The sequence below is a fragment of the Streptomyces sp. NPDC023157 genome (assembly GCF_055560575.1).
Genome location: NZ_JBVHIL010000004.1, coordinates 186,622 through 209,764 on the forward strand (window position 1 = coordinate 186,622; position 23,143 = coordinate 209,764).

Annotated in this window: 21 protein-coding genes; 6 read left to right on the forward strand and 15 right to left on the reverse strand. The window is 71.7% G+C overall.

What is annotated here, in order from left to right; all coding sequences use genetic code 11:
* Positions 1-63 precede the first annotated feature (63 nt).
* Together ACZ3ZE_RS15800 and ACZ3ZE_RS15805 are read left to right on the forward strand one after the other, a co-directional pair.
* On the forward strand, positions 64-759 hold the full coding sequence (locus ACZ3ZE_RS15800; protein WP_361175782.1) for a L,D-transpeptidase: 696 nt from the start codon (positions 64-66) through the stop codon (positions 757-759).
* A 95-nt stretch (positions 760-854) separates the two neighbouring features.
* Positions 855-1,814: a sigma-70 family RNA polymerase sigma factor gene (locus tag ACZ3ZE_RS15805; RefSeq protein WP_361175779.1), complete on the forward strand. Its 960-nt coding sequence runs from the start codon at positions 855-857 to the stop codon at positions 1,812-1,814.
* Between the two features lie 3 nt (positions 1,815-1,817).
* On the opposite strand, the gene ACZ3ZE_RS15810 is transcribed toward ACZ3ZE_RS15805, so the two are convergent.
* Positions 1,818-2,120, reverse strand: coding sequence for an STAS domain-containing protein (locus ACZ3ZE_RS15810; protein ID WP_361175776.1), 303 nt, complete (start codon positions 2,118-2,120; stop codon positions 1,818-1,820).
* A gap of 24 nt (positions 2,121-2,144) precedes the next feature.
* Between ACZ3ZE_RS15810 and ACZ3ZE_RS15815 the strand changes: the two genes are divergently transcribed.
* Entirely contained in the window at positions 2,145-2,801 is a 657-nt protein-coding gene (locus ACZ3ZE_RS15815) for an HAD family hydrolase (protein WP_467259420.1), read from the forward strand.
* A 72-nt stretch (positions 2,802-2,873) separates the two neighbouring features.
* Here ACZ3ZE_RS15815 and ACZ3ZE_RS15820 read toward each other — a convergent pair whose 3' ends face one another.
* The 11 genes from ACZ3ZE_RS15820 to ACZ3ZE_RS15870 all read right to left on the reverse strand — a co-directional run bounded on the left by ACZ3ZE_RS15820 (position 2,874) and on the right by ACZ3ZE_RS15870 (position 16,248).
* On the reverse strand, positions 2,874-4,151 hold the full coding sequence (locus ACZ3ZE_RS15820) for a thymidine phosphorylase (RefSeq protein ID WP_361175770.1): 1,278 nt from the start codon (positions 4,149-4,151) through the stop codon (positions 2,874-2,876).
* A gap of 82 nt (positions 4,152-4,233) precedes the next feature.
* Positions 4,234-4,629, reverse strand: coding sequence for a cytidine deaminase (locus ACZ3ZE_RS15825; RefSeq protein WP_361175767.1), 396 nt, complete (start codon positions 4,627-4,629; stop codon positions 4,234-4,236).
* The gene (locus ACZ3ZE_RS15830; protein ID WP_361175764.1) at positions 4,626-5,888 is read right to left on the reverse strand and encodes an ABC transporter permease; all 1,263 of its coding nucleotides are present in this window, start codon (positions 5,886-5,888) and stop codon (positions 4,626-4,628) included. The genes ACZ3ZE_RS15825 and ACZ3ZE_RS15830 overlap by 4 nt, the downstream gene beginning before the upstream one ends.
* Complete coding sequence (locus ACZ3ZE_RS15835) at positions 5,885-7,000, reverse strand: ABC transporter permease (RefSeq protein ID WP_361175761.1); 1,116 nt, start codon at positions 6,998-7,000, stop codon at positions 5,885-5,887. The genes ACZ3ZE_RS15830 and ACZ3ZE_RS15835 overlap by 4 nt, the downstream gene beginning before the upstream one ends.
* Positions 6,997-8,634, reverse strand: a complete 1,638-nt coding sequence (locus tag ACZ3ZE_RS15840; RefSeq protein WP_467259791.1) for an ABC transporter ATP-binding protein — start codon at positions 8,632-8,634, stop codon at positions 6,997-6,999. The genes ACZ3ZE_RS15835 and ACZ3ZE_RS15840 overlap by 4 nt, the downstream gene beginning before the upstream one ends.
* A 194-nt stretch (positions 8,635-8,828) precedes the next feature.
* A complete protein-coding gene (locus tag ACZ3ZE_RS15845; RefSeq protein WP_361175758.1) occupies positions 8,829-9,887 on the reverse strand; it encodes a BMP family lipoprotein in 1,059 nt (352 codons plus the stop codon).
* A gap of 356 nt (positions 9,888-10,243) precedes the next feature.
* Positions 10,244-11,476, reverse strand: coding sequence for an amidohydrolase (locus tag ACZ3ZE_RS15850; RefSeq protein ID WP_361175755.1), 1,233 nt, complete (start codon positions 11,474-11,476; stop codon positions 10,244-10,246).
* A 116-nt stretch (positions 11,477-11,592) separates the two neighbouring features.
* The gene (locus tag ACZ3ZE_RS15855) at positions 11,593-12,816 is read right to left on the reverse strand and encodes a hypothetical protein (RefSeq protein WP_467259423.1); all 1,224 of its coding nucleotides are present in this window, start codon (positions 12,814-12,816) and stop codon (positions 11,593-11,595) included.
* Complete coding sequence (locus ACZ3ZE_RS15860) at positions 12,813-13,706, reverse strand: N-acetylneuraminate synthase family protein (RefSeq protein WP_361175749.1); 894 nt, start codon at positions 13,704-13,706, stop codon at positions 12,813-12,815. Before ACZ3ZE_RS15860 ends, ACZ3ZE_RS15855 begins: the two co-directional genes overlap by 4 nt.
* Before the next feature lie 35 nt (positions 13,707-13,741).
* Positions 13,742-14,956, reverse strand: coding sequence for an acylneuraminate cytidylyltransferase (locus ACZ3ZE_RS15865; RefSeq protein ID WP_361175746.1), 1,215 nt, complete (start codon positions 14,954-14,956; stop codon positions 13,742-13,744).
* Positions 14,956-16,248, reverse strand: coding sequence for a DUF6716 putative glycosyltransferase (locus ACZ3ZE_RS15870; RefSeq protein WP_467259426.1), 1,293 nt, complete (start codon positions 16,246-16,248; stop codon positions 14,956-14,958). Before ACZ3ZE_RS15870 ends, ACZ3ZE_RS15865 begins: the two co-directional genes overlap by 1 nt.
* Before the next feature lie 199 nt (positions 16,249-16,447).
* Between ACZ3ZE_RS15870 and ACZ3ZE_RS15875 the strand changes: the two genes are divergently transcribed.
* Both ACZ3ZE_RS15875 and ACZ3ZE_RS15880 read left to right on the forward strand, forming a co-directional pair.
* Positions 16,448-17,476, forward strand: a complete 1,029-nt coding sequence (locus ACZ3ZE_RS15875; RefSeq protein WP_467259429.1) for a glycosyltransferase family 2 protein — start codon at positions 16,448-16,450, stop codon at positions 17,474-17,476.
* Positions 17,473-18,777, forward strand: a complete 1,305-nt coding sequence (locus ACZ3ZE_RS15880; RefSeq protein WP_361175737.1) for an alpha-2,8-polysialyltransferase family protein — start codon at positions 17,473-17,475, stop codon at positions 18,775-18,777. The genes ACZ3ZE_RS15875 and ACZ3ZE_RS15880 overlap by 4 nt, the downstream gene beginning before the upstream one ends.
* A gap of 43 nt (positions 18,778-18,820) precedes the next feature.
* Here ACZ3ZE_RS15880 and ACZ3ZE_RS15885 read toward each other — a convergent pair whose 3' ends face one another.
* From ACZ3ZE_RS15885 to ACZ3ZE_RS15895, 3 genes are read right to left on the reverse strand one after another with little or no spacing between them, the layout of a single operon-like run.
* The gene (locus ACZ3ZE_RS15885; protein WP_467259432.1) at positions 18,821-19,642 is read right to left on the reverse strand and encodes a MerR family transcriptional regulator; all 822 of its coding nucleotides are present in this window, start codon (positions 19,640-19,642) and stop codon (positions 18,821-18,823) included.
* Between the two features lie 48 nt (positions 19,643-19,690).
* Positions 19,691-20,344, reverse strand: a complete 654-nt coding sequence (gene leuE / locus ACZ3ZE_RS15890) for a leucine efflux protein LeuE (RefSeq protein ID WP_467259434.1) — start codon at positions 20,342-20,344, stop codon at positions 19,691-19,693.
* Between the two features lie 59 nt (positions 20,345-20,403).
* Positions 20,404-21,984: an acyl-CoA mutase large subunit family protein gene (locus ACZ3ZE_RS15895; protein WP_361625479.1), complete on the reverse strand. Its 1,581-nt coding sequence runs from the start codon at positions 21,982-21,984 to the stop codon at positions 20,404-20,406.
* Between the two features lie 199 nt (positions 21,985-22,183).
* On the opposite strand from ACZ3ZE_RS15895, the gene ACZ3ZE_RS15900 reads away from it, so the two are divergent.
* On the forward strand, positions 22,184-23,056 hold the full coding sequence (locus tag ACZ3ZE_RS15900; RefSeq protein WP_361175725.1) for a L,D-transpeptidase family protein: 873 nt from the start codon (positions 22,184-22,186) through the stop codon (positions 23,054-23,056).
* Positions 23,057-23,143: the final 87 nt, after the last annotated feature.

Sequence of the window (23,143 nt, forward strand, 5' to 3'; positions counted from 1 at the left end):
GCTGCAACTGTCCGGCTCCCCCGAGCGTCGTAAGGGACAGGACTCTAGGGGGAGTTGACGATCATGAATGCGATACGGCGGAGGGCCGGCATCGGCCTCGCGGTGACGGCCCTGGTGGTACCCACCACGGTGGCGCTCGGCACCGCGCCCGCGGCGGCGGCGTCCTGCAACGTGACGACCGGCCCGTACCAGAAGCAGGTCGAGAAGTTCCTGGGCCGGCCGGTCGACGGGCGCCAGTCGCTCGCCGACTGCAAGGCGACCCAGGCCTTCCAGGCCAAGCACGGGATCACCCCGGCGCAGGGGTACGCCGGGACGGTCACCTGGCGCACGATGTCCACCATGCTGGCGCAGCGGGCGGCCGGGACCAATCCCAACAAGGACCGCAAGTGTCCGACGAACAAGGGCCGGATCGCCTGCGTCGACCTGACCCGGCAGCTCACCTGGATCCAGGACGGCTCCCGGCTGAAGTACGGCCCGGTGCCGGTGCGCACGGGCAAGGCGAGCACGCCGACCCGCACCGGCGCCAAGAAGATCTACTGGCGCAACATCAACCACTGGTCGACGCTGTACAACGTGTCGATGCCGTACGCCCAGTTCTTCGACGGCGGGCAGGCCTTCCACTCGACCACCAAGTCCATGTGGAACCCGCCGGGTTCGGGCGGCTGCGTGAACATGCGGTCCGCCGACGCCAAGGCGTACTGGAACCTGCTCAGGAACGGTGACGACGTGTACGTGTACGGGCGCAAGCCGGGCACGTGACACGGAAGGCCCGCGCGCTGTCGGTGCCCTGCGATAGCTTCCCCTCATCGGCTCCGAAAACCGGCGGCCGGTGAGGGGCGAGTGGGGTGGAACCGATGGACGTGCTGACCGATGACCTGGAGAAGTACCGTACGGAACTCACGGGTTACTGCTACCGGATGCTGGGCTCCGCCTTCGAGGCGGAGGACGCGGTGCAGGACACCATGGTGCGCGCCTGGCGCGCGCTCGACTCCTTCGAGGGGCGTTCCTCGCTGCGCTCCTGGCTGTACCGGATCGCCACCAACGTGTGCCTCGACTCCCTCAACGCGGGCAACCGCCGGGCGCGTCCGATGGACCTGACGGAAGCGACGCCGGTCGCGCAGGCCCGGCTCAACGAGCGCCCGGAGATCACCTGGCTGGAGCCGGTGCCGGACGGGCGGGTGCTGCCCTCGGTGGCCGACCCGGCGGAGACGCTGGTCTCCCGGGAGACCGTGCGGCTCGCCTTCGTGGCCGCGCTCCAGCACCTGCCGCCGAAGCAGCGGGCGGTGCTGATCCTGCGCGAGGTCCTCGCGTGGAAGGCGAGCGAGGTGTCCGAGCTGCTCGACACGTCGGTCGCGTCGGTCAACAGCGCGCTCCAGCGGGCCCGGGCGACGCTGGCCGAGCAGGCGCCGGCCGCCTCGGACGCGGCGGATCCGCTGGACGAGGAGCAGAAGGCGCTCCTCGACCGCTATGTGGCGGCCTTCGAGGGCTACGACATGCAGGCCCTGACCGCGCTCCTCCACGAGGACGCGACGATGACCATGCCGCCTTACGACCTGTGGCTGCGCGGCCACGAGGACATCGTGGGCTGGATGCTCGGGGTCGGCGAGGTGTGCCGGGGCTCGAAGCTGGTGCCGACCGTGGCGAACGGTTCGCCGGCCTTCGCGCACTACCACCCGGACCCGGAGGGCGGTTTCGCCCCGTGGGCGCTGATCGTGCTCCAGCTGAACGACGGGAAGATCGGCGGGATGGACTTCTTCCTGGACACCAAGCGCTGGTTCCCGCTGTTCGACCTGCCGCCGCGGCTGGAGGCGTAGCCCTCAGAGCAGCACGTCGAGGCCGACGAGGCCGAGCAGCCCGCGCAGCTCGGGCCCGGCTCCCCGGAAGGTGAGCCGGTGCCCGTGCCGCCGGGCGGTCAGCCGCAGCCGGGCCAGGGCGTCGACGGCGGCGAGGTCGGGCCGGCCGAGGCCGTCGAGCTCGCAGACGACGTCGGCGGGCTCGGCGGCGGCGAGCAGGGCGCAGAGCCGGCCGACCTCCTCGGGGGCGGGGCGTCCTGTGAGCCGTAGTTCGAGAGTGCGAGAGGTGTCCACACCAGGCAGACCGCCGCCGCCCCCGTAACTCATCGCGCCGCCCCTTAGGCTCGGCCCATGACTCATGATCGTGTCGAACTGGTGATCTTCGACTGTGACGGTGTTCTGGTCGACAGCGAGCGCGTCTACTGCCGGGTGGACCGGGAGGTCTTCGCCGAGGTGGGCGCGGAGTTCACCGAGACCGAGATGGCGGACCTGTTCATCGGCGTCTCCCACAAGCGCCTCACCGTCCTCGTCGAGGAGCGGGCCGGCCGCACCCTGGCCCCGGACTGGCAGCACGCCTTCCGGCACCGCTACGAGGAGGCGCTGGACGCCGAACTGACGCTGGTCGAGGGCATCACGGACGTCCTCGACGCCCTCGACGTCCCCTTCTGCCTCGCCTCCAACGGCAGCCCCGAGAGCATCCGCGCCAACCTCACCCGCACCGGCCTCCTCGACCGCTTCGAGGACCGCCTCTTCAGCGCCCGCCACGTCCCCCACCCGAAGCCGGCCCCCGACCTCTTCCTGCACGCCGCCGCCACGATGGGCGTCCCGCCCGAGCGCTGCGCCGTCGTCGAGGACAGCCCGTACGGCGTCCAGGCCGCCCGCGCGGCCGGCATGCGCGCCTTCGGCTACTGCGGCGGCCTGACCCGGGCGGACCGCCTGATGGGCCCGGCCACGGTCGTCTTCGACGACATGCGGGAGCTGCCGGGGCTGCTGGGCGTACGGGTCTGACCCGGGCCCCGGGAACGCCGAACGGGACCAGTGGAGGTCCACCGGTCCCGTTCGGGCGCGTCCGGCCGGGCCTTACGCGATGCGGTCCAGCACGATCGGGTTCGCCGTGAACGAGGTGCCCGCCGGGGCGATGTCCCAGGCGCCGGTCAGGGACTTCAGGGCGTAGTCGAACTTCTCCGGGGTGTCCGTGTGGAGGGTCAGCAGGGGCTGGCCCGCCGTGATCGTGTCGCCCGGCTTGGCGTGGAGTTCGACGCCCGCGCCGGCCTGCACCGGGTCCTCCTTGCGGGCGCGGCCGGCGCCCAGGCGCCAGGCGGCGACGCCGATGTCGTACGCGTCGAGGCGGGTCAGGACGCCGGAGGACGGGGCGGTGATGACGTGCTGCTCGCGGGCGACCGGGAGGGTCGCGTCCGGGTCGCCGCCCTGGGCGGAGATCATGCGGCGCCAGACGTCCATCGCGGAGCCGTCCGCGAGCGCCTTCGCCGGGTCGGCGTCCTTGATGCCGGCCGCGGTCAGCATCTCGCGCGCGAGGGCGATGGTGAGGTCGACGACGTCCTGGGGGCCGCCGCCCGCGAGGACCTCGACGGACTCACGGACCTCCAGGGCGTTGCCCGCGGTGAGGCCGAGCGGGGTCGACATGTCGGTGAGCAGCGCGACGGTCTTCACGCCGCTGTCGGTGCCGAGCTGCACCATCGTGGAGGCCAGCTCACGGGCGTCCTCGATGTTCTTCATGAAGGCGCCGGTGCCGACCTTCACGTCGAGGACGAGCGAGCCGGTGCCCTCGGCGATCTTCTTCGACATGATCGAGGAGGCGATCAGCGGAATGGCCTCCACCGTGCCGGTCACGTCGCGGAGCGCGTAGAGCTTCTTGTCCGCGGGGGCCAGCCCGTCGCCCGCCGCGCAGATGACCGCGCCGGTGGTGTCGAGGACGTGCAGCATCTCCTCGTTGGAGAGCAGCGCCCGCCAGCCCGGGATGGACTCCAGCTTGTCGAGGGTGCCGCCGGTGTGGCCGAGGCCGCGCCCGGAGAGCTGCGGCACGGCCGCGCCGCAGGCGGCGACCAGCGGGGCGAGCGGCAGGGTGATCTTGTCGCCGACGCCGCCGGTGGAGTGCTTGTCGGCGGTGGGGCGGGAGAGGGCGTCGAAGTTCATGCGCTCGCCGGACGCGATCATCGCCGCGGTCCAGCGGGCGATCTCGTCCCGGTTCATGCCGTTGAGCAGGATCGCCATGGCCAGGGCGGACATCTGCTCGTCGGCGACCACACCGCGGGTGTAGGCGTCGATGACCCAGTCGATCTGCTCGGGGCTCAGCTCGCCCTTGTCCCGCTTCGTGCGGATGACGGAGATGACGTCCATGGTGGTGCCTCTTTCTACGCGCATAGAGGGGGAAAGGGGGGAGCGACCCTTCCCATCGTGCCGGAAGGGCCGCTCCGAGGAACTACTTGGCGAGGTGGTCCGGGCCGAAGGCCTGCGGGAGCATCTCGGCCAGGGTCAGCAGACCGGCCGGGGTCTCCAGCACGAGTTCGGGGCCCCCGAACTCGTACAGCAGCTGGCGGCAGCGCCCGCACGGGACCAGGGACTCGCCCCGCCCGTCCACGCACACGAAGTGCGTCAGCCGTCCGCCGCCGGTCGCCTGGAGCTGCGAGACGAGCCCGCACTCGGCGCACAGGCCGAGGCCGAAGGAGGCGTTCTCCACGTTGCAGCCGGAGATCACCCGCCCGTCGTCCACGAGCGCCGCCGCGCCGACCGGATAGCCCGAGTACGGGGCGTACGCGCGGGACATCGCCTCGCGGGCCGTCTCCCGGAGGAGGTCCCAGTCGGGCGCCGTCGTCACTTGCCCTCGCCCTTGCGGTACGGCAGGCCGTCCGCCTTCGGCATCCGCAGGCGCTGCGCCGAGAGGGCGAGCACCAGCAGGGTGGTGATGTACGGGGCGGCGTCGACGAACTGGCTCGGGACCTCGTCGGTGAGGAAGTACCAGAGGAAGAACGCGGCGGAGAAGGCGGCGGAGATGGCCGCGGTCACGTACTTCTTCCGGTACAGCTGCCACAGCGCGGCGATCACCAGGAGCACGGCGACGAGCAGCAGCAGCGCGTGGACGTTCTCGGCGCCGCCGCGCAGCTTGAGGCTGTCGGTGAAGCCGAAGAGGCCGGCGCCCATGGCCATGCCGCCCGGCATCCAGTTGCCGAAGATCATCGCGGCGAGACCGATGTAGCCGCGGCCGCCGGTCTGGCCCTCCTGGTAGATGCCGGTGGAGACGATCGCGAGGAACGCGCCGCCGAGGCCGGCGAGGCCGCCGGAGACGACGACGGCGATGTACTTGTACTTGTAGACGTTGACGCCCAGGGACTCGGCCGCGACCGGGTTCTCACCGCAGGAGCGCAGCCGCAGGCCGAAGGCCGTGCGCCAGAGCACCCACCAGGTGGCCGGGATGAGGAGGGCGGCCACGACCGTCAGCAGCGACAGGTTCGTGACCAGGCCGCCGAGGATGCCGGCGATGTCCGAGATCAGGAACCAGTGCTTCTGCTGGAGGTCGATCAGCCACTCGGAGAGCCCTGGGACGGTGATGTCGGTGATCGGGTCGATGCGCGGGGACTGCTTGGAGGAGCCGCCCTCGGCCTTGTCGAAGGTGAAGTTCGACAGGTACTGCGTGAACCCGACCGCCAGAATGTTGATCGCCACACCGGAGACGATGTGGTTCACGTTGAACGTGACGGTGATGATCGCGTGCAGCAGACCGCCGAGCGCGCCGCCGAGGATGCCGACGACGACGCCCGTCCACGGGCCCCACTGGTAGCCGGCCCAGGCGCCGAACCAGGTGCCGAGCACCATCATGCCTTCGAGACCGATGTTGACGACGCCCGCGCGCTCGGCCCACAGGCCGCCGAGACCGGCCATGCCGATCGGCACGGCGAGCTGGAGCGCGCCGGAGATCTGGCCGACGGAGGTGAGGTCGTCGGCCCCGGAGACGACGCGGACGAGCGAGAAGAGCACGAGGCCGGCCGCGACGATCAGCAGGATCCAGGGCCAGGTCAGCTTGCGGCGGCCGGCCTTCTTGGGCGCGGCGCTCGGCTTGGCAACGGTGCCGGTGCTCATGCCGCCACCTCCTTGTCGGTCTTGATGGCGCCGCCGGCGGCGAGCTCCTCGCCGACCTTCTGCTGCTGGCGGCGGAGGCCGTAACGGCGGACGAGCTCGTAGGAGACGACCACGGCGATCACGATGATGCCCTGCATGATCTGCGTGATCTCCTTCGGGTACCCGGAGACGTCGAGGTTCGAGGACGCCTTGTCGAGGAACGCGAAGAGGAGAGCCGAGAAGAGGATGCCGACCGGGTGGTTGCGGCCGAGCAGGGCGACGGTGATGGCGGTGAAGCCGACGTTGACCGGGAAGGCCAGGCTGTACGTGTGCGACTCGCCGAGCAGGATCGGCATGCCGGCCAGACCGGCGAGGCCACCCGAGATCAGCATCGCGGTGAGGATCATCTTCTTGGAGTCGACGCCGCTGGCCTGGGCCGCGGACTCGCTCTCACCGGTGGCGCGCAGGTCGAAGCCGAAGCGGGTGCGGTTGAGGACGAACCAGTAGACGACGCCGAGCGCGAGCGCGACGAAGGTGAAGCCGTAGATCTCGCCGCCGTCGCCCATGTCGATGCCGGGGAACCAGCCGGACTCGGCGATCTGGCCGGTGGTCAGGTCGTTGGAGCCCGCGGGCTGGACACCGAAGTTCTTCGGCAGGATCAGCCAGGCCACCAGGGAGGTGGTGATGGCGTTGAGCATGATCGTGGAGACGACCTCGGAGACACCGCGGGTGGTCTTCAGGATGCCCGCGATGCCGGCCCAGAGGGCACCGGTCGCGATCGCGACGACCACGATGAGCAGGATGTGCAGCGGACCGGGCAGCTCGACGGCGGCGCCGACCAGCGCCGAGACCATCGCGGCGAGGCGGTACTGGCCCTCGACGCCGATGTTGAAGAGGTTCATCCGGAAGCCGATGGCCACGGCCAGGGCCGCCAGGTAGTAGATCCCCGTCTGGTTGACGATGAGGACCTGGACGTCGGAGTACCCGGCGTTCTCGATCATCAGCCGGATCGGCTCGATCGGGTCGAGGCCCGTCGCGAGCAGCACCAGGACGGTGAGCACGAAGGACGAGACCAGCGCGAGCACGGGGCCCGCGGCCCCGATGATCAGCTTGTCCTTGTCGATTTTCATCATCGGGCGTCACCGTCTTCGGGCTGCTCTTCGGTGCCTTCGAGCCGGCCGGTGGCTGCGCCGGTCATGGCGGAGCCCAGCTGCTCGGGCGTGATGGTGGCGGGGTCGGCGTCGGCGACCAGCTTGCCGCGGTACATGACCCGGAGGGTGTCGGAGAGACCGATCAGCTCGTCGAGGTCGGCGGAGATCAGCAGCACCGCGAGGCCGTCGCGGCGGGCGTCCCGGATCGCGTCCCAGATCTGCGCCTGCGCGCCGACGTCCACACCGCGGGTGGGGTGGGCGGCGATCAGGAACTTGGGGTTGTGGCTCATCTCGCGGCCGACGATCAGCTTCTGCTGGTTGCCGCCGGAGAGGGAGGACGCGGTCACGTCGATGCCGGGCGTGCGGACGTCGTACTCGCGCACGATCCGCTCGGTGTCCTTGCGGGCGGCCTTCGGGTCGAGGATCCCGCGCTTGGAGTTGGGGGCCTCGGTGACGTGGCCGAGGATGCGGTTCTCCCAGAGGGGGGCCTCCAGGAGCAGGCCGTGCCGGTGGCGGTCCTCGGGGATGTAGCCGATGCCGCCCTCGCGGCGCTTGCGCACCGAGACCTTGGAGATGTCCTGGCCGTCGAGCGTGATGACGCCCGCGTCGGGGCTGGCGATGCCCATCAGGGCCTCGATGAGCTCGGTCTGGCCGTTGCCCTCGACACCGGCGATGCCGAGGATCTCGCCCTTGTGGATGGTGAGCGAGATGTCGTCGAGGAGCTTGCGGCCGGCGGCGACCTCCTCGTACACGGTGACGGTGGCGGAGGGGTCGGCCGGGGCGGCGGTGGTCAGCGGGGCGGCGGCGGCGCCGCTCTCCAGCAGCGTCAGGCCTTCGACGTTGAGCATGGCCACGTCGGTGACCGTCGACTCGCGGGTCTCCGGCGAGGGCAGCTCGCTGCCGACCATCAGCTCGGCGAGCTGCTTGGTGGTGGCGGTCTTCGGGTCGGCGGTGCCGACCGTGGTGCCCCGGCGGATGACGGTGATGTCGTCGGCGACCTTCAGGACCTCGCCCAGCTTGTGCGAGATGAAGATGACCGTGAGGCCCTCGGACTTGAGCTCGCGCAGGTTGTCGAAGAGCGCGTCGACCTCCTGCGGGACGAGGACGGCGGTCGGCTCGTCGAGGATGAGGATCCTCGCGCCGCGGTAGAGGACCTTGAGGATCTCCACGCGCTGCCGGTCGGCGACGCCGAGGTCTTCGAGGAGGGCGTCGGGGCGGACCCCGAGGCCGTACGCGTCGGAGATCTCCTTGATCTTCCTCCGCGCCTTGGCACCGATGCCGTAGAGCTTCTCGCCGCCGAGGACGACGTTCTCCAGGACGGTGAGGTTGTCGGCGAGCATGAAGTGCTGGTGCACCATGCCGATGCCGCGGGCGATGGCGTCACCGGGGCTGGAGAAGGTGACCTGCTCGCCGTCGACCGCGATGGTGCCCTCGTCCGGCTTCTGCATGCCGTAGAGGATCTTCATGAGGGTCGACTTGCCGGCACCGTTCTCGCCGATGAGGGCGTGCACGGTGCCCTTGCGGACCGTGATGGCGATGTCCTTGTTGGCGACGACGCCGGGGAATCGCTTGGTGATGCCGTGCAGTTCTACGGCAGGGGGGCTGGACGCGTTGATGACGCACTCTCCTTGGCCGGAAGGAGTGAGGAGCGGGGAGGGCAGGGCGGGGCGAAGCTATCGTGCCAGGGAGACATCTACACGCGTAGCGCTGCCGGAAAGTGAAAACCCGTACGGGAATGGGGCCGGGGCCCGGGTCCGGTGGGGGTGCCACCGGACGCCGGGCCCGGGCTCAGGTCGTGACCTGCGTGTCCTTACGGAGTGGTCTTGACCGTGATCTTGCCGTCGACGATCGCCTGCTTCGCCTTGTCCACGGCGGCGGTGACGTCGGTCATCTTGACGTACGCCGGGTTGGAGTCGGCCAGGCCGACGCCGTTGGTGGCGAGGCCGTAGCGGATCTCACCGCTCTGCGGCTTGCCGTCCTTGACCGACTTGATCACGTTGTAGACGGAACCCGAGACGTCCTTGGTGACCGAGGTCAGGATCTGGTTCTTGTACGCGGCGAGACCCGCCTGCTTGTACTGGTCGGAGTCGACGCCGATGGCCCACTTGCCCGCGGCGGAGGCGGCCTCGATGGCGCCGGAGCCGGCGAGACCGGCGGCGGCGTAGATCACGTCGGCGCCCTTGTCGAGCTGGCCCTGGGCGGCGGCCTTGCCGAGGTCGGGCTTCGAGAAGCCGTCGAAGTTCGGCGGCTGGGTCAGGTACTGGGTGAGCACCTTCGCCTTGGGGTTGGTGTCCTTGACGCCCTGGGTGAAGCCCGCCTCGAACTTCTTGATCAGCGGAACCTCGACGCCACCGATGAAGCCGACCGTGCCGGTCTTGGACGCCTTGGCGGCGGCGACGCCGGCCAGGTAGGAGCCCTGCTCCTCGTTGAAGACCAGGTTGGCGATGTTCGGGGCGGTCACCGAGGTGTCGTCGATGAGGCCGAACGTGGTCTTCGGGAAGGTCTTGGCGACCTTCGCGATGGCCGGGGCGTAGGAGAAGCCGACGCCGATGACCGGGTTGTTGCCGGCGCGGGCCAGCGAGGTGAGGCGCGCGACCTTGTCGGCGTCGCTCTCGCCCTGCGACGGCTCGGCCTCGGAGCCCTTGACGCCGAGCTCGTCCTCGGCCTTCTTCAGGCCCGCGTAGGCGGCGTCGTTGAAGGACTGGTCACCGCGGCCGCCGATGTCGTACGCGATGGCGACCTTGGTGGCGCCCGCGGACGAGCTGGGGCTGGAGCTCGAACCGCTCGACGACTTGCCACAGGCGGTGGCGGAGAGCGCGAGGGCCGCGGAGGCGATGCCTACCGTGGTGATCCTGGTGATCCGGCGCAAGAGGAGGGTCCCTTCGAGACTGACCGAAAGCGCCTCTTCCGGCGCTGGTTTCGCGGCGATCGTAACGCGCGTAGATGTCAGTTAAAGACCCGTTCATGAGTCGTTATCGGATCGTCGCGAACCGGCCAACTCGCAACCCCCGGCATCCGGCCCGATACGGCCCGTCATACACGCTGGTACGGACCCACGGGCCGGGCCCCGAATCGACACGCCGGGGGCTGGGCCGGACGGACCAACGAAGGCCGGCCGGCCATTAAGTCGTACTTAAAGTCCGGGATTCGGCGCTTCTGTGAACAGCGGGTGTCGGCTCACGACGACCCGCTCCGGAGGACCGCTCCGGACGTCCGCTCCCGGTGTCAGCTCCCGGAGGCCCCGTCGAGCAGGGCCGCCGCCGTGAAGAGCTCCACGCCGACCGTGATGGCGCGCTCGTCCACGTCGAAGTCGCCCGCGTGCAGGTCGCGCACCCGGGTGTCGCCGGGGACGCGGACGCCGAGCCGGGCCATGGCGCCGGGGACGTGCTCCAGGTACCAGGAGAAGTCCTCGCCGCCGAGGGACTGCTCGGTGTCCTCGATCGCGGCCGGACCGAGGCGGGCGGCCATCGCGTCGCGGAGGAGTTCGGTGACGACCGGGTCGTTGACGACCGGGGGGACGCCGCGGACGTACTCGACGGTCGACTTGGCCCGGTGCAGGGTCGCGACCTCGTCGATCGCCGCGTGCACCAGGTCCGGGGCGTCCCGCCAGGACGGCAGGTCGAGGCAGCGGACGGTGCCGGCGAGCTCGGCGTGCTGCGGGATGACGTTGGGGGCGTGCCCGGCCTCGATGCGGCCCCAGGTGAGCGAGAGGCCCGAGCGGGCGTCCACCCGGCGGGCGAGGACCGCGGGCACGTCGGCGGCGACCCGGGCGACGGCGGTGACCAGGTCGGTGGTCAGGTGCGGGCGGGCGGTGTGGCCGCCGGGGCCGTCGAGGGTGACCTCCAGGCGGTCGCAGGCGGAGGTGATGGGCCCGGCGCGCAGCCCGATCCGGCCGGCGTCGACCCTCGGGTCGCAGTGGACGGCGATGATCCGGCCGACGCCGTCCAGGACGCCGCACTCGATGGCGTCGGCGGCGCCGCCGGGCAGCACCTCCTCGGCGGGCTGGAAGATCAGGCGGACGGGGGCCGGGAGGCGGCCCTGCCGGTCCAGCTCGGCGAGGACGAGTCCGGCGCCCAGGACGGCGGTGGTGTGGACGTCGTGGCCGCAGGCGTGGGCGCGGTCGGGCACGGTGGAGCGGTATGCCACGGACTTGGTGTCGGGAATGGGGAGCGCGTCGATGTCGGCGCGGATCGCCAGCAGGGGGCGCCCGCGGTCCGGGGTGCCGATGTCGCAGGTCAGACCGGTGCCGGTGGCGAGCACCTTCGGGGCCAGGCCGGCCGCCTCCAGGCGCTCCTTGATCGCCGCCGTGGTGCGGAACTCCTGTTTCCCGAGCTCGGGGTGCATGTGCAAGTCCCTGCGGAACGCGATCAGTTCGCCGCGCAGGGGGTCGGACAGCGTTCCGGGCAGCGCTGCGGGCGCCGCGTCGGGGCCGGGCTCTCGGGACTTCAACTGGTTCACCTTTTGAAGGATAGGCCCCAAGAAAGATCAACTGCCCGTTGATCACGAAAAGTTCAGCCCGTTAGGGGAAAGAATCCCGGTTCCCCGGGCATGGGGGTCACCCTCTGTGGGTATGGTTACCCGAATTCGAGCCTTTCGGTGCGGGTCGCGGTCCCGGCGACGCCCGCGAGGAAGCCCTGGGCGCGCGGTGAGGCGTTCTCCCGCAGCCACTCGGGGGCGATCTCACAGACGGCCACCTTCACGCCCGTGCCGGCCAGGGCCAGCGGCAGGGTGTGCACGACCGTGGACGGGAAGCTGACGACCGTACGCCCGATGGGGCCGCGCCGGGCGATCAGTTCCAGCGGCAGATCGGGGCGGACCACCTCCAGGCCGGTCTCCACCGCGATCCGGTGCAGCTTCTCGGCGCTCTCGCGGCGGTGCGCGAAGTAGCGGGTGGCGCCGTGGGTGCGGGCCAGCACGGTCACGGCCCGCAGGTACTCGTCGGGGTCGACGACGCCCGTCTCCACGAGCGAGGTGCCGACCAGGTCGGCGCCGCGGGTCAGCCGGGGCGGGCCGAACCGGGACCGGGTCCAGGAGAAGTCGTTGACGAGCACGGTGGTGCCCGGCGGCGGCTCGACCGGCAGCGAGGTGAAGATCTCCACCGTGCGGTGCCGGCCGGGGGCCAGCTTGCGGCGGGCCATCGAGGTCACCGGGGCGAGCACCAGTTCGCGCGGGCCCCGGCTGCCCCGCCGGTGCCAGCGCACCAGGCGTTCGCCGCGCGCCAGTTGGGCGGCGAACTCCATGGTGGCGGTGCCGTCGTCGACGACGGTGACCCGGCGGGGGCCGAAGAGGGTGAGCAGCAGCTGGACGTAGCGCGAGAACGGGTCCCCGATGATCACCCGGTCCGCCGCGCGCAGCGGACCGGCGAGCTCCCGGAGCGTCCGTACGACGGCCCCCCGGCCCTGGCGGGCGTCCTGCCACTTCACGGTGACGCCCTCGTCCCGGGCGAGCTGGGCCATCCGGCGCAACTGGCCCCGGGACATGGGGTCGGTGGGCGAGAGGACGACGACGGTGAGGTCGCCGGGGCCGGTACGGCCCGGCCCGGCGGCCGGGCCGGCCGGGACGGCCGGGACGGACACGCCACCCCGGTCGCCGCCCCGGTCGCCGCCCTGGCCGCCGCCCTGGCCGCCCGTCGGGCCGCCGGTCGCCGGGCCGCCGGTCGCCGGCACGGGTGCGCGGCGGGTCGGCTGGGGCGGGACCGCCTGGAGGCGGGGCGGGTCCTGGAGGGCCGCCGTGTGGGCCCATTCCAGGACGTTCAGAAGCTGGACCGGGCTCTCGACGAACGCCAGCTGCCCGGTCATGCGGCGACGAGCCCCTGGACCCGGCGGAGCTTCTTCATCGGGCCGAGCTCCGACTCGTAGACCTTCTTGACGCCGTCGCCGAGGGCGGCCTCGATGGTGCGGATGTCGCGGACCAGGCGCTGGAGGCCCTGTGGCTCGACGGAGGCGGCCTGGTCGGAGCCCCACATGGCGCGGTCGAGGGTGATGTGGCGCTCGACGAAGGTGGCGCCGAGGGCGACGGCGGCCAGCGTGGTCTGCAGGCCGGTCTCGTGGCCGGAGTAGCCGATCGGGACGTTCGGGAACTCCTCCTGGAGCGTCTGGATGACGCGCAGGTTGAGCTCCTCGGCCTTGGCCGGGTACGTGGAGGTGGCGTGGCAGAGCAGGATGTTGTCGCTGCCGAGGACCTCGACGGCGTGCCGGATCTGCTTCGGGGTGGACATGCCGGTGGAGAGGATCACCGTGCGGCCGGTGGAGCGCAGGGCGCGCAGCAGCTCGTCGTCGGTGAGGGAGGCGGAGGCCACCTTGTGGGCGGGGACGTCGAACTTCTCCAGGAAGGCGACGGCCTCGGTGTCCCACGGGGAGGCGAACCAGTCGATGCCGCGCTTCGCGCAGTGCTCGTCGATGGCGCGGTACTCGTCCTCGCCGAACTCCACGCGGTGGCGGTAGTCGATGTAGGTCATCCGGCCCCAGGGGGTGTCGCGCTCGATGTCCCACTGGTCGCGCGGGGTGCAGATCTCGGGGGTGCGCTTCTGGAACTTGACGGCGTCGCAGCCGGCCTCGGCGGCGGCGTCGATGAGCGCGAAGGCGTTGTTCAGGTCGCCGTTGTGGTTGATGCCGATCTCGCCCGTGATGTAGACGGAGTGGCCCGGGCCGGCGGTCTTGCTGCCGAGGGTGCGGAGGCGGGTGCTCATGAGGGTTCCTTCGGGTGATCGGGAGATCGGGGGGATCAGCGTGCGGAGGTGTCGGGGGTGCGGAGCTCGGGTCCGAGGAGCCAGGCGGCGATCTCGCGGATCGCTCCGAAGCCGCCGGGGGTCTCGGTGACCGCACGGGCGGCGGCCCGTACGGAGTCGTGGGCGCTGCCCACCGCGACGGGCCAGCCGACGAGGTGGAAGCAGGGCAGGTCGTTGACGTCGTTGCCGGCGTAGAGCACCCGCTGCGGGTCGATGCCCTGTTCGTCGCACCACTGCTTGAGGGCGAGGTCCTTGCGGTCCACGCCGTGCAGTACGGGGATGCGCAGCTTGCGGGCGCGGGCGGCGACGACGGGGTTCTGCTCGCTGGACAGGATGAGCAGCGGGACGCCGGCCCGGCGCAGGGCGGCGATGCCGAGGCCGTCGCCGCGGTGGACGGAGACGAACTCGCGTCCGTCGGCGTCGATGTGGACGCGGTCGTCGGTCTGGGTGCCGTCGAAGTCGAGGACCACCGCGTCGACGTCGCCGAGGGCGGGGGCCGCCGTGGTGTCCAGGAGCGGGGCGAGGGCGCGGGCCCGGGCGAGGTCGTGCGGGTCGTCGATCTCCAGGACCCGGGCGGGGTCGGTGACGACGAGGGCGGTGCGGCCGAAGAAGCGGTGCCGGTGGGTGCGGAAGCCCTCGGCGGCCATGGCGTAGACGGCGCCGGTCTCCAGGTACTCGGGCGTGCGGTCCTGGCGGCGGGGGCGGTGCGCCTTGTCGTGGTTGACGCCGGTGGCGGTCGCGCCGTCGGGGCCTTCGGGCTCCTCGCGCCACAGGAAGCCGTGCGAGGGGGCGGCGGTGAAGGCCGTGTCGGCGGCGCCGGAGGTGATCCTCGCGGCCGTGCCGTCGATCTCTTCCGCGGTGAGGAAGGGGCTGGTGCACTGGACGAGCAGGACGACGTCGGGGCGGCGGCCCGTCGTGGCCTCGAAGGCGTCCATGGCGTGCAGGACGGCCGCTTCGCTGGTGGCGGTGTCGCCGGCGAGGGCGGCGGGGCGCTGGACGGCCTCCGCGCCGAAGGAGCGGGCGGTGTCGGCGATGCCCGGGTCGTCGGTGGAGACGACGACGTCGGTGACGCGCGGGGCGGCGAGGCAGGCCCGGACGGCGCGGGCGACCAGCGGCAGGCCGGCGACGGTGGCCAGGTTCTTGCCGGGGACGCCCTTGGAGCCGCCCCGGGCGGGGATCACGGCGAGGACGGTCGGCGTCGGCGGTGTCATCAGATCTCTCCCAGACGGCGGATGACGGGGGCCACGCGCTGCACGCCGTGGCGGTAGGCGCCGCGCGCGGCCTCGCGGACGATCCGGCGCACCCCGCTCTCGCGGGGCTCGGGCGCGGTGAGGTCGAGCCGGTGGCGGGCGAGGACGGTCGGCAGGTAGCCGCCCGCGGTCTCGGCTGTGTAGTACGGGGCGAGCGGGGGCAGCGGGGGCCCGTCGAGCAGTGCGGCGACCCGGGCGCGGGCGGCGTCGAAGGCCTTCTCGTACGGGGAGTCGGCGGCGACGCCCTGGCGGGCCAGCCACTCCTCGTCGGGGCGCGGGACGGTCCGCGTGTCGAGGCGGTCGAAGGAGGTGAGCAGGCCGGAGCCGATGAAGTGGTGGTTGCCGAGCGCCTCGCGCACGCCGAGGTCGGTGAGGATCGCGGTGGGGATCCGCCGGTGCAGGGCTTCGAGGGCGGCCGTCGAGGAGACGGTGACCAGCAGGTCGGTGCGGTCCAGGACCTCGCCCATGTGCCCGTACACGAGCCGGAAGTTGGGCGGCAGGGTCAGGTCGCGCACCAGCTTCTGGTACGGGAACTCCTCCAGGTGCGTGGTGTGTTCGCCGGGCTTGGAGCGCAGCTTCAGCAGCACCTCGCGGTCCGGGTGCAGCCGGGCGTGCTCGACGAGCCGGCGCAGCACGTAGGCGCGTTCGTTCCTGGTGACGGGCACGGAGGGCTGGGCGGCGAAGACCAGGGTGTCGCGGCCGGGCTCGGGGGTGTGCGGGGCGCCGCCGAGGAAGGGCAGGGCGGCCTCCACGACCGAGTCCGCGTCGGCGCCGACTCCCTCGTAGACGGCGCGGAAACGCTCGGCGTCGTGGCGGGAGTTGGCGAGGACGACGTCGGCGCCGTGGCGCAGCAGCAGTCCGTCGGCCAGCTTCTCGTAGACGACGCCGACATAGCCGGTGACGATCACCGGGCGCCGGGCCTGGGCGAGTTCCGCGAGGCCCTGGAGCATGGCCCGGACGGTGCCGCCGACGAGGGCGAGGACGATCACGTCGTAACCGCCGTCGCGCACCTCGCGCAGGAACTCCGCTCCCGTGACCTCGCGCGGGGCCACGTCCGACACGCCGGTCTCGGCGAGCTGCCGTGCGGTGGGGGTGGCCCGGCCGCGCAGGACGAATCCCGTGGGGCCTTCGGATGCGGCGCTCGCAGGACTTCCGGTGGTGATTCTGCGGGCGGTGAGCACGCCCCATTTCCACCGGGTGTCGGAGTCGGCGAGTACGGCGACGCGCGCCGCTCGATCGGTACGTGATGGCACGTCGAGGACGCTAGGAGGACCGGGGGATTCGCGGCCCAACTGGGCCACAACAAATGGTTAACAGCACCATGACGCATTGCGGGAAACGGACAGAAAGGGGATCGGGTCCGGGGTGGTTAAGGGGCCCGCCGCTTTGTGTTCACCGGGCATCCCTCTCGCGGTCAGGACGAATGCCGGGGCGGCGCCTAGCGTCGGCCGGGTGGTCAAGCTCTCCGTCGTCGTGCCGTTCTACAACGTGCAGACATACGCCCCCGACGCCCTCAGAAGCCTGCGCGCCAACGCCCGCGAGGACTTCGAGTTCCTGCTGGTCGACGACTGTTCGACCGACGGGACCGCGGAGCTCCTGGACCGGGCCGAGCGCGAGATCCCCGGGGCGGTGCTGATCCGGCACGCGCGCAACGAGGGTCTCGCCACCGCCCGGAACACCGGACTCGACGCGGCCCGCGGCGAGTACCTGGCCTTCCTGGACGGTGACGACTGGGTGGCGCCGGGCGTGTACGAACGGCTCGTGGACACCCTCGACGGGCTCGGCTGCGACTTCCTGCGCACCGACCACGTCCGGGTCACCGGCCGGAACCGCTCGGTGCGGCGGGTGCCGGTGGGGCGGCGCGGCGAGGTGCTGCGGCCGCGGGACGCGATCCTGCCGGCGGACCGGACGACCTCGGTGGACTACCCGTACGCCTGGGCCGGGCTCTACCACCGGCGGCTGCTCGACCGGGGGCTGCTGCACTTCCCGCACGGGCTGCGGACGGCCGAGGACCGGCCGTGGATCTGGCGGCTGCACCGGGAGGCGGAATCCTTCGCCGTCACCGGTGAGCTGGGAATCTTCTACCGGCGCGGGGTCGCCACCTCGCTCACTCAGATCGGCGACGTGCGGCAGCTCGATTTCCTTCGCGCATTCGACCAGGTGATCGAAGAAACAATGAGCGACCCGGATGCCGACCGACTTCTCCCGAAGGCCGTCCGCACCTATTGCGCGGTGATTTCCCATCACCTCGGGAACATGGCCAAATTCGAACCGGAAGTGGCGCGGAAATTGCGGTCGATGAGCGCGGGGGCGCTGCGGCGCCTCCCCCAGGACGTCCTCGGCGAGGCCCTCACCGCGATGGGCGACGACCGGGCGAGCGCACTGCGGCGCCTGAAGCGGCGCCGCCCGTCGGGTCCGGCCGCTGCGGCCCCGTCGGCCGCCACGGCCTCTCCGGCCGTCAAGGAGGCCGGCGCCGCATGAGCACCACCCAGATCTTCTGCGCCTCCACCCTCTACGGCGCCGCCACCCTCGCCGCCGCCCTCGACAGCGGCTGTTTCCGGCCCGCCGACCGGCGCCTGCTGCTCGTCACCACCAACGCCGCCGTCCCCGAGACCGCCACCCCGCTCGACCGGATGCCCGGCTTCGAGCGGCTGCGCGGCCGCTTCGACGCCGTCCTGGACTGGAACGAGACGATCGAGCCGCTGCACCCCGGCGGCTGGACGCCCCGCGCCGACGACCTGCCCCTGCTCCAGCGCCACCTGCGGCTGCTGTGGGGGCTCGGCACCGACCGGGTCGAACTCGTCCTGGAATCCCTCCAGGTGGCGCCCGCCCTCACGATCGCCCAGCTCTTCCCGGACGCCGCCCTCGACGTCTACGCGGACGGCCTGATGAGCTACGGGCCGACCCGCAACAAGATCGACCCGCTGGTCGGCGAGCGGGTGCGCCGGCTCCTCCACCTCGACCTGGTGCCGGACCTCGCCCCGCTGCTGCTCGCCGAGTTCGGCGCCGTCGCCGAGACCGTGCCGACCGAGGCGTTCACCAAGGTCGTCGAGGAGCTGGCCGGGCCCGCCGCCGCGCAGGAGGGCCCCGCGCTGCTGCTCGGCCAGTACCTCGCGGCGCTCGCCCTCCTCACCCCCGAGGAGGAGGGCGAGCTGCATCTGCGGATGGTGCGCGGCGCCGTCGCCCGCGGCCACCGGCGGCTCGTCTTCAAGCCGCACCCGACGGCACCCGACGCCTGGTCGCGGGCCCTGGTCCGGGAGGCGGAGGCGCTCGGCGCCGAACTGACCGTCCTGGACCGCCCGGTGCTCGCCGAGGTGCTGTACCGGGAGCTGCGGCCCGCGCTGGTGGTGGGCTGCTTCTCCACGGCGCTGCTCACCGCGAGCGCCTTCTACGGGATCGCCACCGCCCGGGTCGGCACCCGCCCCCTGCTGGCCCGGCTCACCCCGTACCAGAACAGCAACCGGATCCCGGTGGCCCTGGTGGACGCGCTCGTCCCCGCCCTGGAGGACGGTGAGGAGACCGCCCCGCTGACCACGGAGGAGCTCGCGGGCCTGGTCGCCGCGGTCGGCTTCGCGATGCAGCCGAAGGTGCGGGCGGACCTGCGGGAGACGGCGGTGCGGCACCTGTCCGGCCCGCTGGCGGCCCGCACCCGGTACCACTTCACCCGCCGCCGGCTCACCTCCCTGGGCCTCCCCGGCGGCCTCCCGGTCCCCCGCCACCCGAAGATCCGCCGCCTGGCCCGCCGCGCCCTGAAGCTGAAGCGACGGGCCCTGGGCGGTTAGGGCCTGTCGTTCGGATCAGGCCGGGCTCGCGGACCCCGGCCGGTCAGCCCCGGCGGACCGGCTCCTGGAACTCGGTCACCCACTTCGTCCGGTCCTCCGGGCACTCCAGGTACAGCTCGCGGGCGTAGCCGGTGGAGGTGTAGCCGTTGGTGTCGATCCAGGTGGCCAGGGTCTGCACGGTCGGCAGCAGGGTCTCCATCGGCCCCCGGTGCACGACCGTCGCCGCCTCCTCGATGCCGGGCAGCACCAGCACCTCCACGCCCTCGACGGCGGTGCCCTCGGGCACCGTCATCGCGGCGTGCACGACGACCGAGCCGTCGCCGCGGCCGGCGTCCTCGTAGTAGGCGATGCCCGGACCGAAGCCGGTGACCCCCGCCCCCTCCAGACGCCCGCACAGCTCCTCGTACAGCGGTCCGATGACCGGCGTGATGTGCTCGGGCTCGAAGCCGGCCGCGACCGCGCTCAGTTCCGCGATCCGCACGGCCGGGACCTTCTTGACGACGACGTCCTGCGTGGACATGTGTCCCTCGCTCTCGATGGCTCGGAGCCGCGCACCGACCTGCCCGAGGCGCGCTCGCGCCTGCTCCAGTGCCGATTCCAGTTCGGCCTGGCGCAGCCGCAGCATCCCGCGCAGCTCCTCCGCGCCCACCTGCTCGTCGAGGATCGACTGGACCTGGTCGAGCGTGAAGCCGAGGTCCTTGAGCGCGATGACGCGGTTGAGCCGCGCGAGCTGCGCCGCCTCGTAGAAGCGGTAGCCGCTGTGCGGGTCGACCCGGGCCGGGCGCAGCAGTCCGATGGCGTCGTAGTGACGCAGCATGCGGACCGACACCCGCCCGTGCCGGGCGAAGTCTCCGATGGTGAACATGACGCCTCTGAGAGAACGGCCTCACACGGTGTGAGGGTCAAGCGGTGGTCAGGCCCCGGCCGTCGACAGCTTGACGGCGAAGCCGAGGAAGAGGGCGCCCGCGGCCGTGGTGGCGCCCGCGGAGAGGCGCTTGCGGCGGCGGAAGGCGGCGGCCAGGCGGGTGCCGCCGAAGATGAGGGTGGTCAGGTAGAGGAAGCTGCCGAACTGGAGCAGGGTGCCGAGGACCAGGAACGACAGCGCCGGGTAGGCGTAGGACGGGTCCACGAACTGCACGAAGAAGGAGATCAGGAAGAGGATCGCCTTGGGGTTGAAGAGGCTGATGATCAGCGCCCTCCGGTACGGGTGCTCGGACGGGCCCGCGTCCGGCTCGGCGGCGGCCTCGGCGGCGGCCTCGTGGCGGGTGCGCCACATCGCGAGGGCGGAGCGCAGCATCCCGTACGCCATCCACGCCAGGTAGCCGGCGCCCGCGTACTTCACGACCGTGAAGAGCAGGGGCGTGGTCTGGAGCAGCGAGGCCGCGCCGAGGGCGGCCAGCGTCATGAGGACCGCGTCGCCGGTGAAGACTCCGGCGGCGGCCCGGTATCCGGTCCGCGTGCCCTTGCGGGCGGCGACGGACAGCACGTACAGCGAGTTCGGCCCCGGGAGAAGGATGATGAGGACGAGTCCCGCGAGGTAGGTCGGTAGATCGGTGACACCCAGCATGAGGCGGATCCTCGCACACGGGTGCGAGGAGCCGCCTCGGGGTTCCGTATGCCGGAAGATCAGAAGGCGTCGGTCGGGACGTACGTGCCCCAGACCGCGCGCAGCGCGTCGCAGACCTCGCCGACGGTGGCCCGCGCCTTCAGGGCGGTCTTCATCGGGTAGAGGACGTTGTCCGTCCCCTCGGCGGCCTTCCGCAGCTCGGCCAGGGCCGCGTCCACGGCCGCCTGGTCGCGCTCGGCGCGGAGCCTGGCCAGGCGGTCCGCCTGCTGGGCCTCGATCGCCGGGTCGACCCGCAGCGGCTCGTAGGGCTCCTCGACGTCGACGGTGAAGCGGTTGACGCCGACGACGACCCGCTCGCCGCTGTCGGTCTCCTGCGCGATGCGGTACGCGGAGCGCTCGATCTCGCTCTTCTGGAAGCCGCGCTCGATCGCGTCGACGGCGCCGCCCAGGTCCTCCACCTTCGCCATCAGCTCCAGCGCCGCGGCCTCCACCTCGTCCGTCATCCGCTCGACGACATAGGAGCCGGCGAAGGGGTCGACGGTGGCGGTGACGTCGGTCTCGTACGCGAGGACCTGCTGGGTGCGCAGCGCGAGGCGGGCCGACTTGTCGGTGGGCAGCGCGATGGCCTCGTCGAAGGAGTTGGTGTGCAGGGACTGGGTGCCGCCGAGGACGGCGGCCAGGCCCTGGACGGCGACCCGGACCAGGTTGACCTCGGGCTGCTGCGCGGTGAGCTGCACGCCGGCGGTCTGGGTGTGGAAGCGGAGCATCAGCGACTTGGGGTTCTTCGCGCCGAACTCCTCCTTCATCACCCGCGCCCAGATCCGGCGCGCGGCGCGGAACTTGGCGACCTCCTCCAGGATCGTCGTGCGGGCGACGAAGAAGAAGGAGAGGCGGGGCGCGAAGTCGTCCACGTCCATGCCGGCGGCGACGGCCGTGCGGACGTACTCGATGCCGTCGGCGAGCGTGAACGCGATCTCCTGCGCGGGCGAGGCACCGGCCTCGGCCATGTGGTAGCCCGAGATCGAGATGGTGTTCCACTTCGGGATCTCGGCCTTGCAGTACTGGAAGATGTCCGCGATCAGCCGCAGCGAGGGCTTGGGCGGGAAGATGTACGTGCCGCGGGCGATGTACTCCTTGAGCACGTCGTTCTGGATGGTGCCGGTCAGCCGGTCGGCCGGCACGCCCTGCTCCTCGCCGACGAGCTGGTAGAGCACGAGCAGCAGCGCGGCGGGGGCGTTGATGGTCATCGACGTGGAGACCTTGTCGAGCGGGATGCCGTCGAAGAGGACCCGCATGTCGTCGATCGAGTCGATCGCGACGCCGACCTTGCCGACCTCGCCGTGCGCCAGGGGCGCGTCCGAGTCGTGGCCCATCTGGGTGGGCAGGTCGAAGGCGACGGACAGGCCCATCGTGCCGTTGGCGATGAGCTGCTTGTAGCGGGCGTTGGACTCGACGGCGGTCCCGAAACCGGCGTACTGACGCATGGTCCAGGGCCGGCCGGTGTACATCGAGGGGTACACACCGCGGGTGAAGGGGTAGGCGCCCGGCTCGCCCAGCTTCTCGGCGGGGTCCCATCCGTCCAGGGCGTCCGGTCCGTAGACCGGTTCGATGGGCAGCCCCGACTCCGACTCGCGCGCCATGTGGTGTGCCTCCCGATCAGCTTGCTACTCAGCGGTACGGTCCCGTCGCGACGGACTGTAACCCCGGCCGTACGACAGGGAGGAGAGCAGCCCGCTGGGACCTTCCTCACAGCATGCCCGTCTCGATTCGGTCACGTGCGCAACCGCGCGCGGCTGGGAATCATCCCTTGGGTACACACGACTTTCCCGGGGGGCACCGATGAAGCGATCGTCCGTCATACGCGGCGTGGTCATCCGCAGAGTGGCGTGGGGAGTGGCGGCCGTCGCGCTCCTCGCCGGCTGCGGACCGCAGGCCGTGGGTTCCGGCGGTACGGGTGGGGGCGGCACGACGGCGCCGCCGGCCGCGGTCACGAGCGCTCCCCCGGCGGGCTCGGCGACCCCGTCGTCGGACGACAAGCCGTCGTCCCCCGCACCCTCCGCCACCGACGGGACCCCGGCGCCCAAGGCCCTGATGGGCGACGGCGACGAGAACGAGCAGGTCCGCGAGCTCCAGGCGCGGCTGCGGCAGGCCGGCTGGTTCGACCGGGCGCCCACCGGCTTCTACGGGACGATGACCGCGGGCGCGGTGACGTCCTTCCAGAAGAAGCGGGGGCTGCCGCAGACCGGCTCGGTCGACGAGCTGACCTGGCAGAAGCTGGTCGCCATGACGCACAAGCCGACCGCCGACGAGCTGAAGCCGTCCACCACCAACAAGCTGGACACCCCGGACCCGCGCTGCATGACCGGGCGGGTGCTCTGCATCAGCAAGGAGAGCCGGACGCTGGCCTGGATGATCGACGGCAAGGTCGTCTCGTCGATGGACGTGCGCTTCGGCTCGGAGAACACCCCGACCCGCGAGGGCCTGTTCAAGGTCGAGTGGAAGGCGCGGAAGTGGACGTCGACGATCTACCACACGCCCATGCCGTACGCGATGTTCTTCAGCCGGGGCCAGGCGGTGCACTACTCGGCGGACTTCGCGGCCCGCGGCTACGCCGGCGCCTCGCACGGCTGCGTCAACGTACGGGACAAGACGAAGCTGTCGGAGCTGTTCGACCAGGTGCGGCCGGGCGACAAGGTCGTCGTGCACTGGTAGCCGAGGGCTGAGAGAGGAAGGGGCGCGGGTGGGACCGGGGGAACGTGTCCCACCCGCGCCGGTGCGCTGAGCCGAAGGTACGGGGGG

What these genes read in the sequence shown, in the direction of transcription:
- ACZ3ZE_RS15810 (WP_361175776.1), bottom strand. Translation starts at nt 2,120, where the DNA reads ATGAGTTACGGGGGCGGCGGCGGTCTGCCTGGTGTGGACACCTCTCGC.
- ACZ3ZE_RS15900 (WP_361175725.1), top strand. Translation starts at nt 22,184, where the DNA reads ATGAAGCGATCGTCCGTCATACGCGGCGTGGTCATCCGCAGAGTGGCG.
- ACZ3ZE_RS15830 (WP_361175764.1), bottom strand. Translation starts at nt 5,888, where the DNA reads ATGAGCACCGGCACCGTTGCCAAGCCGAGCGCCGCGCCCAAGAAGGCC.
- ACZ3ZE_RS15860 (WP_361175749.1), bottom strand. Translation starts at nt 13,706, where the DNA reads ATGAGCACCCGCCTCCGCACCCTCGGCAGCAAGACCGCCGGCCCGGGC.
- ACZ3ZE_RS15820 (WP_361175770.1), bottom strand. Translation starts at nt 4,151, where the DNA reads ATGGACGTCATCTCCGTCATCCGCACGAAGCGGGACAAGGGCGAGCTG.
- ACZ3ZE_RS15835 (WP_361175761.1), bottom strand. Translation starts at nt 7,000, where the DNA reads ATGATGAAAATCGACAAGGACAAGCTGATCATCGGGGCCGCGGGCCCC.
- ACZ3ZE_RS15885 (WP_467259432.1), bottom strand. Translation starts at nt 19,642, where the DNA reads ATGTTCACCATCGGAGACTTCGCCCGGCACGGGCGGGTGTCGGTCCGC.
- ACZ3ZE_RS15880 (WP_361175737.1), top strand. Translation starts at nt 17,473, where the DNA reads ATGAGCACCACCCAGATCTTCTGCGCCTCCACCCTCTACGGCGCCGCC.
- ACZ3ZE_RS15855 (WP_467259423.1), bottom strand. Translation starts at nt 12,816, where the DNA reads ATGACCGGGCAGCTGGCGTTCGTCGAGAGCCCGGTCCAGCTTCTGAAC.
- leuE (WP_467259434.1), bottom strand. Translation starts at nt 20,344, where the DNA reads ATGCTGGGTGTCACCGATCTACCGACCTACCTCGCGGGACTCGTCCTC.
- ACZ3ZE_RS15800 (WP_361175782.1), top strand. Translation starts at nt 64, where the DNA reads ATGAATGCGATACGGCGGAGGGCCGGCATCGGCCTCGCGGTGACGGCC.
- ACZ3ZE_RS15865 (WP_361175746.1), bottom strand. Translation starts at nt 14,956, where the DNA reads ATGACACCGCCGACGCCGACCGTCCTCGCCGTGATCCCCGCCCGGGGC.
- ACZ3ZE_RS15815 (WP_467259420.1), top strand. Translation starts at nt 2,145, where the DNA reads ATGACTCATGATCGTGTCGAACTGGTGATCTTCGACTGTGACGGTGTT.
- ACZ3ZE_RS15895 (WP_361625479.1), bottom strand. Translation starts at nt 21,984, where the DNA reads ATGGCGCGCGAGTCGGAGTCGGGGCTGCCCATCGAACCGGTCTACGGA.
- ACZ3ZE_RS15805 (WP_361175779.1), top strand. Translation starts at nt 855, where the DNA reads ATGGACGTGCTGACCGATGACCTGGAGAAGTACCGTACGGAACTCACG.